General features: G+C 63.1%; 17 protein-coding genes. 5 read left to right on the top strand and 12 right to left on the bottom strand.

The window, feature by feature from the left end:
* Positions 1 to 340 precede the first annotated feature (340 nt).
* From PCS43_RS30180 to pdhA, 5 genes are read right to left on the bottom strand one after another with little or no spacing between them, the layout of a single operon-like run.
* Entirely contained in the window at positions 341 to 994 is a 654-nt protein-coding gene (locus PCS43_RS30180; protein WP_007726101.1) for a hypothetical protein, read from the bottom strand.
* A 29-nt stretch (positions 995 to 1,023) separates the two neighbouring features.
* Positions 1,024 to 2,229 (bottom strand): MFS transporter, encoded by a 1,206-nt coding sequence (locus PCS43_RS30175; protein ID WP_064074723.1) that lies wholly within the window; start codon positions 2,227 to 2,229, stop codon positions 1,024 to 1,026.
* A gap of 10 nt (positions 2,230 to 2,239) precedes the next feature.
* On the bottom strand, positions 2,240 to 3,448 hold the full coding sequence (locus tag PCS43_RS30170; protein ID WP_209909224.1) for a dihydrolipoamide acetyltransferase family protein: 1,209 nt from the start codon (positions 3,446 to 3,448) through the stop codon (positions 2,240 to 2,242).
* Positions 3,445 to 4,422: an alpha-ketoacid dehydrogenase subunit beta gene (locus tag PCS43_RS30165; protein ID WP_209909222.1), complete on the bottom strand. Its 978-nt coding sequence runs from the start codon at positions 4,420 to 4,422 to the stop codon at positions 3,445 to 3,447. Before PCS43_RS30165 ends, PCS43_RS30170 begins: the two co-directional genes overlap by 4 nt.
* Complete coding sequence (gene pdhA, locus PCS43_RS30160; RefSeq protein WP_047270247.1) at positions 4,419 to 5,507, bottom strand: pyruvate dehydrogenase (acetyl-transferring) E1 component subunit alpha; 1,089 nt, start codon at positions 5,505 to 5,507, stop codon at positions 4,419 to 4,421. The genes PCS43_RS30165 and pdhA overlap by 4 nt, the downstream gene beginning before the upstream one ends.
* 221 nt (positions 5,508 to 5,728) lie before the next feature.
* Here pdhA and PCS43_RS30155 point away from each other — a divergent pair, with 221 nt between their 5' ends.
* Positions 5,729 to 6,757, top strand: coding sequence for a phosphotransferase family protein (locus tag PCS43_RS30155; protein ID WP_047270248.1), 1,029 nt, complete (start codon positions 5,729 to 5,731; stop codon positions 6,755 to 6,757).
* On the opposite strand, the gene PCS43_RS30150 is transcribed toward PCS43_RS30155, so the two are convergent.
* The 3 genes from PCS43_RS30150 to PCS43_RS30140 are packed head-to-tail and all read right to left on the bottom strand — an operon-like array spanning position 6,754 to position 8,948.
* A complete protein-coding gene (locus PCS43_RS30150) occupies positions 6,754 to 7,203 on the bottom strand; it encodes an acyl-CoA thioesterase (protein ID WP_007726113.1) in 450 nt (149 codons plus the stop codon). The two genes, PCS43_RS30155 and PCS43_RS30150, sit on opposite strands and share 4 nt — an antisense overlap.
* Positions 7,200 to 8,438 (bottom strand): benzoate/H(+) symporter BenE family transporter, encoded by a 1,239-nt coding sequence (locus PCS43_RS30145; RefSeq protein WP_003941402.1) that lies wholly within the window; start codon positions 8,436 to 8,438, stop codon positions 7,200 to 7,202. Before PCS43_RS30145 ends, PCS43_RS30150 begins: the two co-directional genes overlap by 4 nt.
* A 36-nt stretch (positions 8,439 to 8,474) precedes the next feature.
* Positions 8,475 to 8,948, bottom strand: coding sequence for an Lrp/AsnC family transcriptional regulator (locus PCS43_RS30140; RefSeq protein WP_003941284.1), 474 nt, complete (start codon positions 8,946 to 8,948; stop codon positions 8,475 to 8,477).
* Positions 8,949 to 9,050: 102 nt separating this feature from the next.
* On the opposite strand from PCS43_RS30140, the gene PCS43_RS30135 reads away from it, so the two are divergent.
* Entirely contained in the window at positions 9,051 to 9,674 is a 624-nt protein-coding gene (locus PCS43_RS30135; RefSeq protein WP_003941342.1) for a LysE family translocator, read from the top strand.
* Positions 9,675 to 9,696: 22 nt separating this feature from the next.
* A complete protein-coding gene (locus tag PCS43_RS30130) occupies positions 9,697 to 10,533 on the top strand; it encodes a sulfurtransferase (RefSeq protein WP_070160843.1) in 837 nt (278 codons plus the stop codon).
* Between the two features lies 1 nt (position 10,534).
* On the opposite strand, the gene PCS43_RS30125 is transcribed toward PCS43_RS30130, so the two are convergent.
* Both PCS43_RS30125 and PCS43_RS30120 read right to left on the bottom strand, forming a co-directional pair.
* Entirely contained in the window at positions 10,535 to 10,996 is a 462-nt protein-coding gene (locus PCS43_RS30125) for a DUF6328 family protein (protein WP_003941357.1), read from the bottom strand.
* 13 nt (positions 10,997 to 11,009) lie between these two features.
* The gene (locus PCS43_RS30120) at positions 11,010 to 11,828 is read right to left on the bottom strand and encodes a shikimate 5-dehydrogenase (protein WP_042447990.1); all 819 of its coding nucleotides are present in this window, start codon (positions 11,826 to 11,828) and stop codon (positions 11,010 to 11,012) included.
* A gap of 127 nt (positions 11,829 to 11,955) precedes the next feature.
* Between PCS43_RS30120 and PCS43_RS30115 the strand changes: the two genes are divergently transcribed.
* Positions 11,956 to 13,530 carry a molybdopterin-dependent oxidoreductase gene (locus PCS43_RS30115; RefSeq protein ID WP_042447877.1) on the top strand — a complete coding sequence of 525 codons (1,575 nt, stop codon included), beginning with the start codon at positions 11,956 to 11,958 and terminating at the stop codon, positions 13,528 to 13,530.
* Here PCS43_RS30115 and PCS43_RS30110 read toward each other — a convergent pair.
* The gene (locus PCS43_RS30110; RefSeq protein WP_209909220.1) at positions 13,517 to 14,152 is read right to left on the bottom strand and encodes a TetR/AcrR family transcriptional regulator C-terminal domain-containing protein; all 636 of its coding nucleotides are present in this window, start codon (positions 14,150 to 14,152) and stop codon (positions 13,517 to 13,519) included. The two genes, PCS43_RS30115 and PCS43_RS30110, sit on opposite strands and share 14 nt — an antisense overlap.
* A 158-nt stretch (positions 14,153 to 14,310) precedes the next feature.
* Between PCS43_RS30110 and PCS43_RS30105 the strand changes: the two genes are divergently transcribed.
* Positions 14,311 to 15,543, top strand: coding sequence for a metal-dependent hydrolase family protein (locus tag PCS43_RS30105; protein WP_054781514.1), 1,233 nt, complete (start codon positions 14,311 to 14,313; stop codon positions 15,541 to 15,543).
* A 1-nt stretch (position 15,544) separates the two neighbouring features.
* Here the strand turns inward: PCS43_RS30105 and PCS43_RS30100 are convergent, their stop codons facing one another.
* On the bottom strand, positions 15,545 to 16,075 hold the full coding sequence (locus PCS43_RS30100) for an HNH endonuclease family protein (protein ID WP_270923164.1): 531 nt from the start codon (positions 16,073 to 16,075) through the stop codon (positions 15,545 to 15,547).
* Between the last annotated feature and the right edge of the window lie 42 nt (positions 16,076 to 16,117).

The following is a 16,117-nucleotide window of genomic DNA, read 5'->3' as shown; positions in this document are numbered from 1 at the left end:
GATGTCGTGTGTTGCAACGACTTCTTGTGCTGAAACGACTTCTTGTGCTGAAACGACTTCTTGTGCTGAAACGACAAAGGCGCCTGGCCCGAGACGAAACTCGGAACAGGCGCCTCTGGCGACGTTTTACGGAACCTCGGGGGTTTCGGGGTCGGAAGAGAAGCCGGAAAGTAGTTCGATCAACTTCTGGATCAGTTCGAGCGGGTTCAGATCTTCGAGGCTCACGGTAAAGACTCCTTCGCTGTGGAACTACTTGATTCGGACATTTCAGAACATACGTCATGTCCAACCGTGGCGGGAGAGCTATCGGCGAAAATCTCTGAATCCCAAAGATTTAGGACTAAAGTCGGATGCTCCGGTGCCTGGAGAACGCGATGGCTGCCGTATCTGGGCGCAGCTCTTCACGTTTCGCGGCGATGGGCGATCGTGCCATCAAAATGGCTGCGGCACAGGCCCATACCAGGGTGATCAGAATGCCAGCTATCACTCCGAAAAGGCCGCTCAGCTCGGCGGCGAGCGCGCTGGCACCGATCGCAGCAACTCCGACGAATCCGAGCCCGGCGACCACCGGACGCCACTGCGGGGCGGAGATCAAGATCGCCGAGCAGTACAGCGCGGTCGCCGCTGCGACGTGACCGCTGGGCAATAGGTCCTGGGGCACATCGGGGAGCCAGGAACCGAATGCCGCGTTGGTGAGATTGGCGCCCATTCCGAGGAGCAGGATCGCGCCGATGCCGTATGGCAGTCCGCGGACCATCGAGACGACGGCCAGAGCGGTAGTGGCTGCGAGTACAGCGGTGACGTCGAATCGGCCTACCGTCCACTCGGCAAGTGCGCGCACCTGTTCCGGGACGCTCAAACCGGGCGAGGTGGGTCGCACGAAATACAAGACGCCCAGCGCTACGACGGCGATCGCGGCAAGGACGAGGAAGCGAGTGGTTGTGGAGGGAGCGGGGTGCTGGGTGGAGGTCGAGACGGTCACGAGTACCAGCATCCCTGTTGAGTCTGTGCCGATCGTGAGGATCAGCTGTGAGGTCTGTAGGCGGTCGGAGAATCGCGCCGAACGACACCCGCACAACCCGCTGCGACCAGGACGCATGCAAACGGGATCAACATTGCTGTGGTGAGAGGCACAAGCTTGGTGACCCAGCCGATGGTTGCCGGACCGGCGAGGAATCCGATGTATCCCATGCCGACGACGCGAGACATGTTGGTGCCGGCCGAACCTGAGCCCAGATTTCCGGCCGTGGTGAAGATCTGCGGAATGCATCCCGACAGGCCGGCGCCGAACAGGGCCCAACCGAGCAACGTCAGTGGTAGCCAGCCGGATACCACGACGGTCAGCATGCCGACGGACGACAGCAACGCGCCGTAGCGAACCACGGCCACCGGGCCTACCGCCGCGCTGATCCGATCCGCGGTGAACCGGCCGACGGTCATCATGGCGGAGAATGCGCCGAACGACAGTGCGGCAACGGCATTCGAAACACCGAGATCTTCCTTGACCTGCAGCGCGCTCCAGTCGTTAGCCACTCCCTCGGCCAGCATCAGAACAAAGGCGAGGGTTCCGAGGGCAAGTACGCGAGCCGAGAATCTGCCGTGTGTCTTTCCGGTAGTCGACGCGGTTTCGGCATGCACGTCGACGTGAGGGAGAAGGGGTCGCGAGCACAACCAGACTGCCAGCAAGCCGATTGCCGACGCGATGCTGAGCGTGACGTACGGCGGAAGATCCAGTGCGAGAGTGCCGAATCCGATGACAGAGCCCAATACGCCACCGACCGAGAACATGCCGTGAAAGGCCGCCATGATCGGGCGCCGGTACAACTGTTCGGCCTCGACGGCCTGCGAGTTCATCGACACGTCCAACGCGCCGTTCGCAAAGCCGAACACGACAAGTGCAGCGCCCAGTTGCCAGGTGTTCGTGGCAAACCCCGGGCCGAGAGTGGCGAATGCCAGCCCGCTACCCGCCAGGACGACCATGCGTCTGCTGCCGTATCGATCTGCGAGCGGGCCGCTCAACTGCATGCCGGCAATGGCTCCGACTGCAAGAAGGAGAAGAAGTGAGCCGAGCGTCGAGTGACTGATCCCCACTCGGTGTTCGATGGACGGGATGTGGACGACCCACATCGCGAGGAGAAATCCGTTGATGCCGAAAATGCCGAAGATGCCGGCGCGGGCGCGCACCAGGGCGGAGGTGGGGACTGCGCGGTCGGTGGGGTTGACGCTCACTCGTTCCTTTCTACAGGTGAGTCAGCAACAGGTCCGGGTTCGCGAGCATCTCTGCGACAAATGAGAGGAATCTCGCGGCCTGCTCACCGGTCAGCACGCGGTGGTCGAACGTCAACGTCAGTGTCACGACGCTCCGCACTTCGATCTTGCGCTCGATCACCCACGGACGCTCGCTCACCGAGCCCAGACAGAGAATGACGGCTTCTCCCGGATTGAGAAGCGGAATGCCGCCGTCGACGCCGAAGACTCCGACATTGGTGATCGTGACGGTGCCACCCGTCAGGTGACGGACGTCCGTCTTTCCCTCACGGGCAGCAACGGTCAGTTCGGTCACCGCGCGTGCGAGTTGGACCAGGCTCAGTGTCTCGGCGCTCTTGATGTTGGGCACGGACAGTCCACGTTCGGAGGCGACGGCGATGCCGAGATTCACGTCATCGTCGACGGCGGCGTCGCCGCGGGCCTCGTCCCAATGCGCGTTCACCATCGGGTGCGAGGCGATGGCGGCCACCATTGCCTTGGCAGCGAGTGTCAGCGGAGTGAGAGACAGTCCGGTGAACGCCTCCGAGGAACGGAGCCTGCCGAGCAGTTCCATCGAAGGCGTGACATCGGCGGTGAGGAAGACGCTGGCCTGCGGAGCGCGGGTGCTGGCAACCATCGCCGACGCCATCTGTTTTCGTATGCCGGACGAGGCCAGGCGTGTCGCGTTATCCGAAGGCGACTGCACGGTAAGCGCGTCTGCGACGTCAGCCGCGGTGACGGCACCGTCGAATCCGCTGCCGGTGATTTCGCTCAAATCGATGCCGGCTTCGCGGGCCGCGCGCCGCGCCGCGGGGGTTGCGGGCCGACGCTCGGTGCTCGCCGCGAATTGCGAGTATGGCGTGATCCTGCTCCGTCGTCGGCTCGGTCTCTCGGTCGCGGGTCCGTATCCGACCAGCACGCTCGGAGACTGTGAATCACTTGGAGTCGGTGAATCTGCAGGCTCCTCGATACGGATGATCGGAGTACCCACCGGAACGGTAGTGCCGGGTTCGACGAGGAGTTCTCTGACAACGCCGACGTAGGGCGACGGCAGTTCGACAAGAGCTTTGGCTGTCTCTACCTGGGCGAGAACTTGATTGAGTTCCACCGTGTCACCGACGCCGACCGTCCACTCGACCAGATCGGCGGACGTCAGGCCCTCGCCGAGATCCGGCAACCGGAATTCGTGCCCTGTACTCATGCTGCCAGCGTCCGGTCGAGTGCTGCGAGGATCCGGTCGGCGTCCGGAAGGTGAAAACGCTCGAGCTTGGCGGGCGGGTAGGGGATGTCGAATCCGGTGACCCGCAGGATCGGTGACTCCAGCAGATAGAAGCAGTGTTCCGCGACGTGTGCTGCGATTTCGGCGCCGACGCCGAGAAACTTCTGCGCCTCATGGACGATGACAAGCCGGCCTGTCTTGTTCACCGACGCCTCGATCGTGTCGAAGTCGATGGGGGAGAGTGAACGCAGATCCACGACCTCCAGATCGTGGCCTTCTTCTTCGGCAATCCGCGCGGCGTCGAGCGCGGTGGCGACCATGGATCCGTACGCAACCACTGTCGCGTCGTCTCCAGGGCGAGCGACGCGGGCACGGTGGAGCGGAAGCTCGGGCGCGGCATCGGTATCCACGTCGGCGGTATCCCAGTAGCGCCGTTTGGGTTCGAGGAATATCACCGGGTCGTCGGCCGCAATGGATTGGCGGATCATGTGAAAACCGTCGATCGGATTGCTCGGGTACACCACCCGCAGTCCCGCGGTGTGAGCGAAGTACGCTTCGGGCGACTCCGAATGATGTTCCACCGCACCGATTCCGCCGCCACTGGGAATCCGAATCGTCAGTGGCGCAGAGGCAGCGCCTCGGGTGCGGTACTGGATCTTGGCCACCTGCGAGACGATCTGATCGAAAGCCGGGTAGACAAACCCGTCGAATTGAATTTCGCAGACAGGCCGATATCCGCGCAAGGCAAGCCCGAAAGCTGTTCCCACGATCCCTGATTCGGCGAGGGGCATGTCGATCACCCGAGTGTCGCCGAAGTCCTTCTGCAGGGCGTCGGTAACCCGGAATACGCCGCCGAGACGGCCGACGTCCTCGCCCATGATGACAACGCGACGATCGTCTTCGAGTGCGCGTCGAAGGCCGGTGTTGAGCGCGGTCACCAGATTCATGACGGTCATGACGAAGCCCCTTCCAGGCTGCCCAGATACGCGCGATGCTCTTCGCGTTCAGCGTCGACCAGTGGGTGTGCCTCGGCGTAGACGTGATCGAAGAGCGCTGACGGGGGCGGATCGGCGAGCGCGATGGTTGCGCGTCGCAGTCCAGCGGCGACGTCGTCGGCGGCTGCCGCGATGGTGCTGAGTTCGTTTTCTCCGAGAAGATCGCGACGGCCGAGGAGCAGACGCATTCGCTCGAGCGGATCGCGGCTTTTCCACTCCGACATATCCGTATCGGTGCGGTACCTGCTCGGATCGTCGGAGGTCGTGTGCGGGCCCATCCGGCAGGTGATCGCCTCGATGAACGTCGGGCCGCTGCCTTCGCGTGCGCGATAGAGCGCCGAGCGCGTCACGGCGAGCACGGCAAGGACGTCGTTACCGTCGACGCGGATCGCCGGAATACCGTAACCGATCGCCCGATGCGAGATGGGTGTACGGGACTGCAGGGATACCGGTTCACTGATTGCCCACTGGTTGTTCTGGCAGAAGAAGACAACGCCGACACGGAAACTGGCGGCAAATCCCATCGCCTCGGCGATGTCACCCTGACTTGTGGCGCCGTCGCCGAAGTACGCGATCGTTGCGATCTCGGCGCCGTCCAGGTGTGCGCCGAGTGCGTATCCGGTGGCGTGCAGCCCTTGGGAGCCGACGACGATCGCCGGATTGGTGACGTTGAATTGTTCTGGATCCCAACCGGAATGGGAGATTCCTCGCCACATGGTGGTCAGCAATTCGGGGGGAACACCCCGGCAGTACGCGACGGCATGTTCGCGGTAGCTGGTGAACGCGAAGTCGTCTGGGGCGAGCGCTCTCGCGGAACCGACCTGGGCGGCTTCTTGGCCTAGCATCGGAGCCCACAAACCGATTTCGCCTTGACGCTGCAGGGCAACAGCTTCGGTGTCGATGCGGCGACTCACGACGAGATCGCGATACAACGACAGCAGTTCGTCAGGCCCGATGTCTGTTATCAGGCGGTCGAATTCGGGACGGCACACCCGTGCGCCGTTCGGTTGGATGAGTTGGACCGGATAATCGAGGTTGTCGATCATCTTCGCTCACCTCGGTTTCTGCTCATGCCCGGCGCGCCTCGTGAGTACGCCGCACAATCCCGATGTGTCGTATGCAGTTGTCGCTCTACCATCAGGATCCCCCTGATTGGGAAATCCGCAAGTATTTTCACTGCCGTATCAAGACCTGAACTGCGAACTGGCGAGTAACAAACGTGTCGGTACGGCCAACCGATCGGACTTCAACCGCTAGCATCGGTGCGGTGACTGCAGTCGGTTTGAACGAAGAAGCTGTTTCCGCGTGGATCGCCGGACTGGGGGTCGGCGCCACGACACCACTGACTTTCGAGAGGATCGGTAACGGGCAATCGAACCTGACCTACTCCGTGACGGATGCGGGCGGAGGACGGTGGGTACTGCGCAGACCTCCACTCGGCACGTTGTTGGCGTCCGCGCACGACGTCGTTCGCGAGCACCGCATCCTGTCCTCGCTCCAGGGAACCAAAGTGCCGGTTCCGAAGATCCTCGGCATCACGGAAGATCCGGAGATCACGGACGCTCCGCTGGTCCTCATGAGCTACATCGACGGCGTTGTGATCGACGGCGTTCCGGTTGCTCAGAAGTTGACCGAGGACGAGCGTCGCGCGGTCGGCTTGGCGATGCCCAAAACCCTCGCCAGCATCCACGGAGTTGACCTGGAAGAGACCGGGCTGGACGACCTGGCCAGCCGCAAGCCCTTTGCCGAGCGTCAGCTCAAGCGGTGGTCGGCGCAGTGGGAGAAGTCGAAGACCCGCGATGTTCCGGATGTCGACCGATTGGCCGAGATTCTGCACCGAAACATTCCGGAACAGAACGAAGTGACGTTGGTTCACGGCGACTTCCACCTCAACAACGTCATCACCGATCCGGCCGAGGGGCGCATCGTTGCCGTCGTCGACTGGGAGCTGTGCACGTTGGGGGAGCCGCTCGCGGACCTCGGTGCGCTACTCGCGTACTGGCCGGAAGCCGGTGACAAGGTTGCCGGTCCGTTCATGGCGTCCACGCTGGAAGGCTTCCCGAACCGTGACGAGCTGGTCGCTGCCTACGTCGAGGCGACTGGCCGCGACGTGTCAGCGGTCGGATACTGGCACGTACTCGCTCTGTGGAAGCTCTCGATCATCGCGGAGGGCGTGCTGCGACGCATCCTCGACGATCCGCGCAACAAGGCCGAGCACGGCGGCCCGACCGTCGCGCTGATCGACGGAATCGTTGCACGCGCCGTCTTGACGGCAGATCAGCTCGGCCTGAGCTAGTTTTCGGTCAAGGTCCCGGCTGCCGATCTGATGGCCGCCGGGATCTCCACCGGCTTACGGGTGTCGGCGTCGACGTAGACGTGCACGAAGCGCCCGGTCGCGGCAGGTTCCCAATGGCCGCTTTCGACCTCGTGGAATATCGCCAGCGCGTAGACGATGCTCTTGGTGCCGAGCTTCTCGACGGAGATACCCACCTGCAACTGCTCGGGGAACGACAGCTCGCTCAGGTACCGGCACGACGTCTCGGCGACGACGCCGATGGCAGGCAGGGTGCGGATGTCGGTTCCAGTGGAAGACATCAGCCAGGCGTTGACCGCGGTGTCGAAGTACGAGTAGTAGGTCACGTTGTTGACGTGGCCGTAGTGATCGTTGTCGTCCCACCGCGTCGGGACGGGCCAGAGAACGGGAAACTCGCTGATCGACGGGGGCGTCTGCGCTGTGCTCACGGCTTCGACTGTAGTGAGGACTTTCGCGAGAGTGAGGGCAGGGTGGTGCCCTGTAGGACTGCACGCACGATCAGCCCCACCAACAGTGCCCAGAATGCCGAACCGATTCCCAGGATACTGACCCCGGATGCGGCGATCAGAAACGTGACCACGGCGCCTTCACGTTCACTCGCCTCGCTCAGCGCCGACGTGAGGGCGCCGGCAAGCGTTGCCAGGAGCGCCAGTCCGGCAACAGTTTCCACGACTCCGGCCGGTGCGGCGGCTACCAGAGCGGCCACCGCGGCCGCGCCGGCAGCGAGAACGAGATACGCCCAGCCTGCGGTGAAGGCAGCGATCCATCGACGTTTGGGATCCGGATGTGCGGTGGGGGCGGCGGCCAGGGCTGCGCTGATCGCCGCGAGGTTGATCGCATGGCCACCGGCCGGTGCGCCGACGATGGTGCCGATACCCGTCACGATCATCGACGGTCGCCAGGGAACGGTGTATCCGAACGAATTCATCACGGCCACACCGGGAATGTTCTGCGAAGCCATCGTGACGATGTAGAGGGGAATCGCAATGCCGATCATTGCCTGCCAGGTCCACGACGGCGCGGTGAGATCGATGCGGGGAATCATGGCGCCGGCGTCGAGCACTCGATCCGACGTGACGAGGCTGATCCCGATCACGACCGCGGCGGTGAGGAACGCGAGCGGAACCGCCCATCGCTTGGAGAAGCGCTGCGCGGCAAGCCAAACCAGGATGACGGGCGCGACCGCTGCGGGGGCGTCCCGGACGGCGATGATCGGCGCCAGGCACAACGGCATCAGAACCCCGGCGAGCATCGCCTGCGCGAGGGGCGTCGGGATTGCCGAGATGATCCTTCCGAGCGTCGGCCACAGTCCGGTCAGAACAATCGCGATTCCGACGACGATGAATGCTCCGACCGCCGCCGGCCACCCACCCTCGACGGCTCCGGCGCCGGCGAGCAGAGCGGCACCGGGAGTCGACCAGGCCAGGGTGATCGGCATCCGATACCGGCGTGAGAGCCAGAGCATTCCCAACGCTTGGGTCACACACAGAACCAGCAGTCCGGACGCCGCCTCGGTCGCGTCCGCGCCGACAGCGGCGAGGCCGGTGAGGACCACCGCGAACGAACTGGTGAAGCCGACGAGGGCCGTGACGATGCCTGCGCTCATCGGTTGCGAGTTGCTGCGAACGGCTTCCGGTTCGGTGGTATCTGTGGAGTCCGACATGGTCAGTGATTCTGCCCGACCCGCTCGAGGCCCGATTTACCTGTCCGGTCGGATGGGTGAGGTGACCGCTTTGCCGTAGATGAGGTGCGTTTGGGCGTGCCAGACCTCGGGATGTGCGGCGAGGTGGTCGATCAATACCCGTTGTAGATGAGCGCTGTCACGGACCGCGACGTGGAGGAAGAAGTCCTCGGGCCCCGAGACGTTGAAGAGCGCAAGCGTTTCCGGCAGCGCTAGCGCGTCGGCGGTGAACCGGTCGACGAGGTCGCGGCGGTGTGGTCGCAATTGAACGGCGATGATCGCCTGCATCGACCGGCCAACGGCTGCCGGATCGACAACCGCATGGATGCCGCTGATCGTGCCGTTGGCGCGTAGGCGTCGTACGCGCTCGTGGCACGAGGACGTCGCCAAACCGACTCGATCGGCCAACACCTTGTTGGTGATCGACGCGTCGTTCTGCAATTCGGCCAAAATCTTCCAGTCCACCGGATCCAGAGGCTCATTCTTCGTCATCTGCCGAACTATATCCGGAGTCGTTTTGAACTTCCCGGATCCAGTTGCACACTCCTGGCATGAACATGTGTCTCGAATCAGCTCGGGTGTGAGGTATTTCGGATGAGTGTCGGTCAATGGCTCGCTTTCGGCTCCCTGCTATCCATCGTCCTGTTCACGCCGGGACCGGATTTTGTCCTGATCCTGCGTCATTCTCTAGCAGATCGTCGGACCGGCGCGGTGGTGGCCGCCGGTGTGATTTCCGGGCTCTTCGTTCACACCGCTGCCGCGTCACTGGGTCTCTCCGCACTTGTGGCGACACGGCCACAGTTGCTCTCCGCGCTCACCTACGCCGGGGCGGCATATCTGACCTGGCTCGGCATCTCCGCGATTCGAAGTGCTTTCAAAGCCCGCGCCTCGGACGAGGGAATTCCGGCAGCGAAAGAACCGATCGCGGTCACCACGGCATTTCGCTACGGCTTCCTCTCGAACCTGCTGAACCCGAAGGCGTTGTTGTTCTTTCTCGGGCTACTCCCGCAATTCATCGAGCCGGGTGAAGGCGCAGGGCTGCGGACGTTGATGTTGGCGGGCGCGACGGTGGTCGCCGCGGCACTGTGGTGGGCGATCGTGGTGGTGTTGGCGGCCGGAGCCGGCAAGAAGCTGCGTCGCCCTGGCGTCGGGAAGCGAATCGACGTGGTGACGGGAGTGTTGTTGGTGGGCCTCGGTGCCTTCTTCGGGGTTGCATGAGTGGTCGTGTCAGGATGGGCTCATGACACTTCCCGTGCTGATCGACGTCGAAGAACTGTCCGCTCTCATCGAGGCCGGCGCTGCGCCGCGATTGCTCGATGTCCGATGGGCGCTGGGTGATTCGAACGGCGAGCAGCATTTTCGCGACGGCCATATTCCCGGTGCGGTATTCGTGAACCTCGACGAGGAACTTGCCTCGCCGCCGTCGCCGGACGAGGGGAGGCATCCGCTGCCGAGTCTCGAAGACCTGCAGGCCGCTGCGCGTCGTTGGGGAATCGACGACGGTGATTCGGTGGTGCTCTACGACGCCACCGGCAACACGGCCGCGGCCCGTGGTTGGTGGCTGCTGCGGTGGGCCGGGCTCTCGGACGTCCGACTGCTCGACGGCGGGCTGCAGGCCTGGGAGTCCGCAGGACTGCCGTTGGCGGCCGGTATCGGCGAGTCCGTCAGCCCGGGCAACGTGACTGTCACCGGCGGCAACATGCCGACTGTCGACATCGACGGTGTCGGCAACTGGACGAGCGAGGGCGGTGTCCTTCTCGACGCCCGAGCCGGGGAGCGGTACCGCGGCGAGGTCGAGCCGATGGATCCCGTCGCAGGGCACATCCCCGGTGCGGTGAACGCGCCGACCGCCGAGAACATCACCGGCGACGGGCGATTCCTGGATACGACCCACCTGCGTGAGCGATTCGCCGGACTGGGCGTCGGAGACAAGGTGGCGGTGTACTGCGGATCCGGAGTGACTGCCGCGCACGAGATCGCGGCGCTCGCGATCGCTGGTTACGACGCGACGCTGTTCCCGGGCTCGTGGTCACAGTGGTCCAACGACAGCACTCGCGCCGTCGACACCGGAGCCTGAGTCAGCTCTTGGTGCGATCGATGAATGACGGCACGAGAAACCACAGTGCCGTGAACATGATCGCGGCGCACGCTGCCAAAACCTTTGCGGCAACTCCGCCGACGGCGACCTCGGCGATCAACAGGACCGTGCCGGTCATGGAGGCGGCCAGAAAGGCTATGCCGCACAGGGCGAATCGGTTGGCCACGGGCAATATGTTCTCGCGGTGCCCACGGCGGAAAAGCATGCGATGCCAGACCGCGGGTGCCATCAGGAACCCGAACGAGATGGCAACAAGGATCACCGTCACCAAGTGGATGCCGCGGATGTACGCCGACGCTTCCTCGTAGCGTTCGGTGAATGCCACGGCTAGCAGGAAGGCAAACAGGATCTGCACACCAGAGAGCGCGACGCGCAGCTCTTGCAACAACTCGTTGAAGTTCCGCGCGAGTTGTTGAGGTGGAGTCTCCCCGGTCTCGTTCACGGCGACGTGGTTCCTACGCCCGTGAGTATTCCGACGCTCGCTGGATCTGCTCCGCGCTCGGACGCACACCGGTGTAGAGCACGAACTGCTCGGCGGCCTGAAGGGCAATGACTGACGCTCCTGTGATCGCCGTTTTGCCGAGTTCGGTCGCCAACGCGATCAGTGGCGTCTTCGCAGGCATCGCGACGACGTCGAAGACGACATCGGCGGCGCGCACTGCGTGCTCGGGGAACGACAGTGCATCTGCTTCTGCGCCGCCGGACATACCGATCGGGGTGGCGTTGATCAGCACACCGGGACGAAGCTCACCGAGTTCGGCCTGCCAGTCGAAGCCGTACTGCTTCGCAAGCGATGACCCCACTTGCTGGTTGCGGGCGATCACGGTGACGTCGGTGAATCCGGTGTCGCGCACCGCGGCGACGACTGCTTTTGCCATGCCACCGCTGCCGGCGACAGCGACGGACAGGCTCGTGTCGACGTTGTTGTCACGCAGTAGATCGGCCACCGCCTGATAGTCGGTGTTGTAGGCGTGCAGCACTCCGGACTCGTTGACGATCGTGTTGACGGAGTCGATGGCGCTGGCCGAATCATGCATGACGTCGATGTGCTCGATGACCTGTTCCTTGAACGGCATCGACACCCCACAGCCTCGAATCCCGAGTGCTCGTATGCCTGCGATCGCGGCTGGCACGTCTTCGGTGGTGAAGGCTTTGTAGACGAAGTTCAAGCCCAATTCTTCGTAGAGGTAATTGTGAAATCTGGTGCCGATGTTGCTCGGTCGCCCGGAGAGCGACATGCACAGGAGCGTGTCCTTGTTGAGGTCGACGGTCATCGTTCCCACTCTAATCGCGAGTTCGGAGTAGTTCTTGATGGAGGAGTGCACCCATCCGGATGGCCCGCAGCGCCGAATGTCGGGTATCCGATCGAAGCACCACTCGCACCGACAGAGCCGAGACGACATGGTCACACAGAACATCGACGAGCACCCGAGCACCGAATCTCGTCCACTGCGTCGTAGATGGGCTGCTCACGCGATCTCCGGGGTCTTGGCCGCGGCTGTCGTCCTGGGCGTCGGTGAACTGGTTGCGTTGCCGATCAACCCGGACGCGTCGCCCTTCTACGCGGTAGGTGCGACTACCGTCGACCGAACGCCGGCGTGGGCTCGCGAGTTCGCGATCGATACTTTCGGTACCAATGACAAGCCGGCGCTGTTCATCGGAATGTCGATCTTGATCGTTCTGCTCGGTGCGGTGGCCGGGCTCCTGGAACGGCGACGCCGCCCGATCGGCAGCGTCATTCTCGTTCTTCTGGGCGCGGTTGGTGTGTATGCGGCGATGCAGCGCCCGACTGCCGACGCGATGTACGTGTTCCCGACACTGGTCGGTGTGGTGGCGGGCGTCGCAACCTTGCGGTTGCTGATCACACAACTCGAAGTGCCGCTCTCGCCGGGCGTCGCCGACTCGTGGTTGCCTCGTCGTCAGTTCCTCCTGCTGGCAGGTGCGGCGTTGGCAGTGGCTGCGGCAGCGGGTGCGGCCGGGAAGTTCGTGGGGCAGAGAATCGCCGGAGCAGTAGCGAATCGTGAAGATTTTGTCGTGCCCACCGCCGCTGACCCGGCGCCGCCGATTCCGGCGGGTGCGGACATCGCGATTGCGGGTGCGTCGACATACATCACGCCCAACGACGACTTCTACCGAATCGACACGGCACTCCTCGTTCCGCAATTGACGACGGATTCGTGGGAACTGCGGATTCACGGAATGGTGGACCGCGAGATGACGTTGTCGTTCGACGATCTGGTGGCGCGAACGCCCATCGAGCGAGTCATCACGCTGACGTGTGTCTCGAACGAGGTGGGCGGCGTTCTGGCCGGGAACGCGAAGTGGATCGGTTATCCCATGAAGGACCTGCTCGACGAAGTCGGTGTCCATCCCGACGCCGACATGCTCCTCTCGACCAGCGTCGACGGCTTCACAGTCGGCACCCCGGTCGAGATAGTCACCGACGGCCGTGACGCGATTCTCGCCGTGGCGATGAACGGTGAGCCGTTGCCGTTCGAGCACGGCTATCCCGTTCGGCAGGTCGTTCCCGGTCTGTACGGTTTCGTCTCCGCCACCAAGTGGGTGACGGAGTGGGAACTCACGCGTTTCGACAAGGTCGAGGCCTATTGGACCCAGCGCGGTTGGGGTGCGCAGGCACCGATCAAGACGTCCTCGCGTATCGAGGTGCCGGCAGCTCTGGCTCCCATCGAGCCGGGCCAGGTGCTGGTGGCGGGAACGGCCTGGGCGCAGCATCGCGGGATCGAGAAGGTCGAGGTTCGCGTCGACAACGGTGAATGGCAACCGGCGACACTGGCGCAGGAGTACTCGATCGACACCTGGCGTCAATGGTCGTGGATGTGGGATGCAGGCTCGGGTTTGCACACGGTGCAGGTCAGAGCGACGGATTTGGACGGGAACGTTCAGGTGGAAGAGCGCACTCCGCCGATTCCCGGTGGTGCCACGGGATGGCACACCAGGTCGTTCACCGTGAAGTGACGTCGGAATCCGAATGAGGTTCGGTATACAGACGAACAACGCGTTGAGCCATCCATCCGGCGATCAGGGTTCGCAGGCCGAAGTCGAACGTGTCGTCGGTTCGCAGCGGGGTCGTAGCCTCGCGCGTGACCTCGCTCGGGTTCGAGGATTGAGTCCACGCGACATCCGGCGTCGAGAGTTTCACGACGGATCCGAGAACCAAACTGTCCAGCGTGGAGATTGCGTGACGAGTGTCGGTCGGATCGAAACCGCCGTCCGAAAATGCTTGAACCAGTGCAGTATCGATATCAAAAGTCACCTCGGTGCGGACGCTGCGTGTCATGAGTAGCGGGATGAGGCGCCAATGTTCGACGGCAGCTCGGCGATAGGCCCACCCCCACGCGCTGATCCGTTCGCTCCACCCTGCCGGTGGGTGGGGGACAGAGATCGACGACATCACGCGGATGCGCATGAGTTCGACGATCTCGGATCGACCCGAAATATGTGTGTAGAGCGAAGACGGAGTCACGTTCAGTTGCTTGGCGATCCCGGGCATGGTGAAGTCGCCGGTCGCGTCGACAGCATCCAGAGCCGCGTCGGTGATGTTTCGCGTGGACAGTATCGGCTGGGTGGGACGCGGCATCGATTCTCCTGGTGAGGGATTCGTCAGCAATCTCGGACTTCATCGAGTGATGACAACTCCTTGATTTCGGGAGCCGATATGCATCATACTAACCGAACCCTATTCGGTATGTCGGCGGAATCTTCCGGCGATCGGTACACGTCGGAGGAACATTCAATATGTCTGTCGTATGGCTGACCGGTGCAACGATCATCGACGGGACGGGCGCCGACCCGATCGAGAACTGCGCTGTTGCTGTGGAAAACGGGCGCATCAGTGCACTCGGTGGCACGCCACCCACGGGGGCGGAGGTGCTGGACTGCGCTGGGCTGACAATCACGCCCGGCCTCATCGACGCACACGTTCATCTCGGTGGATCGAGCGATCTCGCACCGAGCCTGCGGCGTCAGATCTCGGTAGCCGAGCTCGCTGCAGACATGTTCGCGACCTGCGCATCGACCCTCGACGGGGGATTCACCACTGTTCGTGACTGCGGCGGAATCGACGGTGGACTCGCCGGAGTTGTCGCCTCGGGCAAGATTCCGGGTCCGCGGATCATTCAGTGCGGCCCGATCCAGTGCCAGACCGGTGGACACGGACACCTGGCGGCCGAATGGGAGCCGACTTCGGACTGGTCCGATCATGACATCCCCGGATTACGGTGTATGTCTCTGCTTTCCGACGGTCCGCACGAAATGCGAAAGAACGTTCGCGAGACGTTCCGCAGGGGTGCGGACTTCCTCAAACTGTGCGTCACCGGGGGAGTGGTATCCACTCATGACAAGCTCACCGATACCCAGTTCACGGTCGACGAGATCGAAGTTGCCGTCGAGGAAGCCAATGCGCGCGGTACCTATGTCACGGTGCATGCCCACAACAACGAGGGAATCCGAAACGCTGTCACTGCCGGCGCGAAATGCGTCGAGCACGGCTCAGGTATCGACGACGAGACTGCCAAGTTGATGGCCGAGCACGACGTCGCGTTGGTGCCGACGTTGGCTGTGGTGCAGGCACTCTCGGACAGCGCGGCGTCAGCAGGTCTACCCGAATCGATTTCGGCTCGGATCGGCCAGATGATGCAGGGTCAGATCGACGGGCTTCTTGCTGCTCGAAATGCCGGCGTCAGAGTGGGCTTGGGATCGGACCTCATCGGTACCGATCAAACGGGCCGTGGGATGGAGTTGGTCCTGCGCGCCAAGGTCGAAACACCCATGGATGCACTGGTTTCCGCTACCCGGATCAACGCCGACATTCTCGGAATCGCCGACGAGGTCGGCACCATCGAAGTCGGTAAGTTCGCCGACCTCGTTGCCTTCCGCGGCAATCCGTTGACGGATCCCTCGATCTTTGCCGATCGTGAGCGGATCGCACTCGTCATCCAGAGTGGGCGAGTGGTGAAGGACTGCCGCTAGATCAGCAGCGAGTGGCAAGGTCCGTCAGGGTCGAATGATCAGCTCGGCTGACTGGTAAGCCATAGGAAATCGCGACGGTCAGGTACTTGCCGGCGTAGAAGCATCGGTACGCAGGATCGGGCGGCAACCAGTCACTGGGCGTGCTGTCGCCTTTCGCCTGGTTGTCGGGGCCGTTGACGGCCAACAGGTTCAGAGACATGTCGTTCGCGAACCTCATCCGCAACGCAGGAGTCCAGGAGTTCGCGCCGAAGTCCCAGGCCGCGGCGAGCGGGAAGACGTGGTCGATCTGGACGGACTTGGCCTGGCTGCGTTCGAATTCGATGCGATCTCCGGAGTACGGGTCGGTCATCGCGCCGGACAGTACGACGCAGTCACGTGTTCCTGGTTTGAACACCACGTCCGAGAGATCTTGGGCCAGGACGTTGTTGCGGGTATCGCACCCGTCGTGGCCACCAGGTGCGTCCTGGTCGTCGGACCACGCGGGGCCGAAGACGCAGGCTTCTCTGAACAAGAATTCAAGCTTGGTAATCATGTGGAAGTCCTTCCCGAGATCGATCCGAATCCAGGCATTCCG

Origin of the sequence: Rhodococcus sp. C-2, assembly GCF_027854095.1 — a bacterium.
Taxonomy (GTDB): Bacteria; Actinomycetota; Actinomycetes; order Mycobacteriales; family Mycobacteriaceae; genus Rhodococcus_F; species Rhodococcus_F qingshengii.
This window is presented reverse-complemented; position numbering and strand designations above follow the sequence as displayed.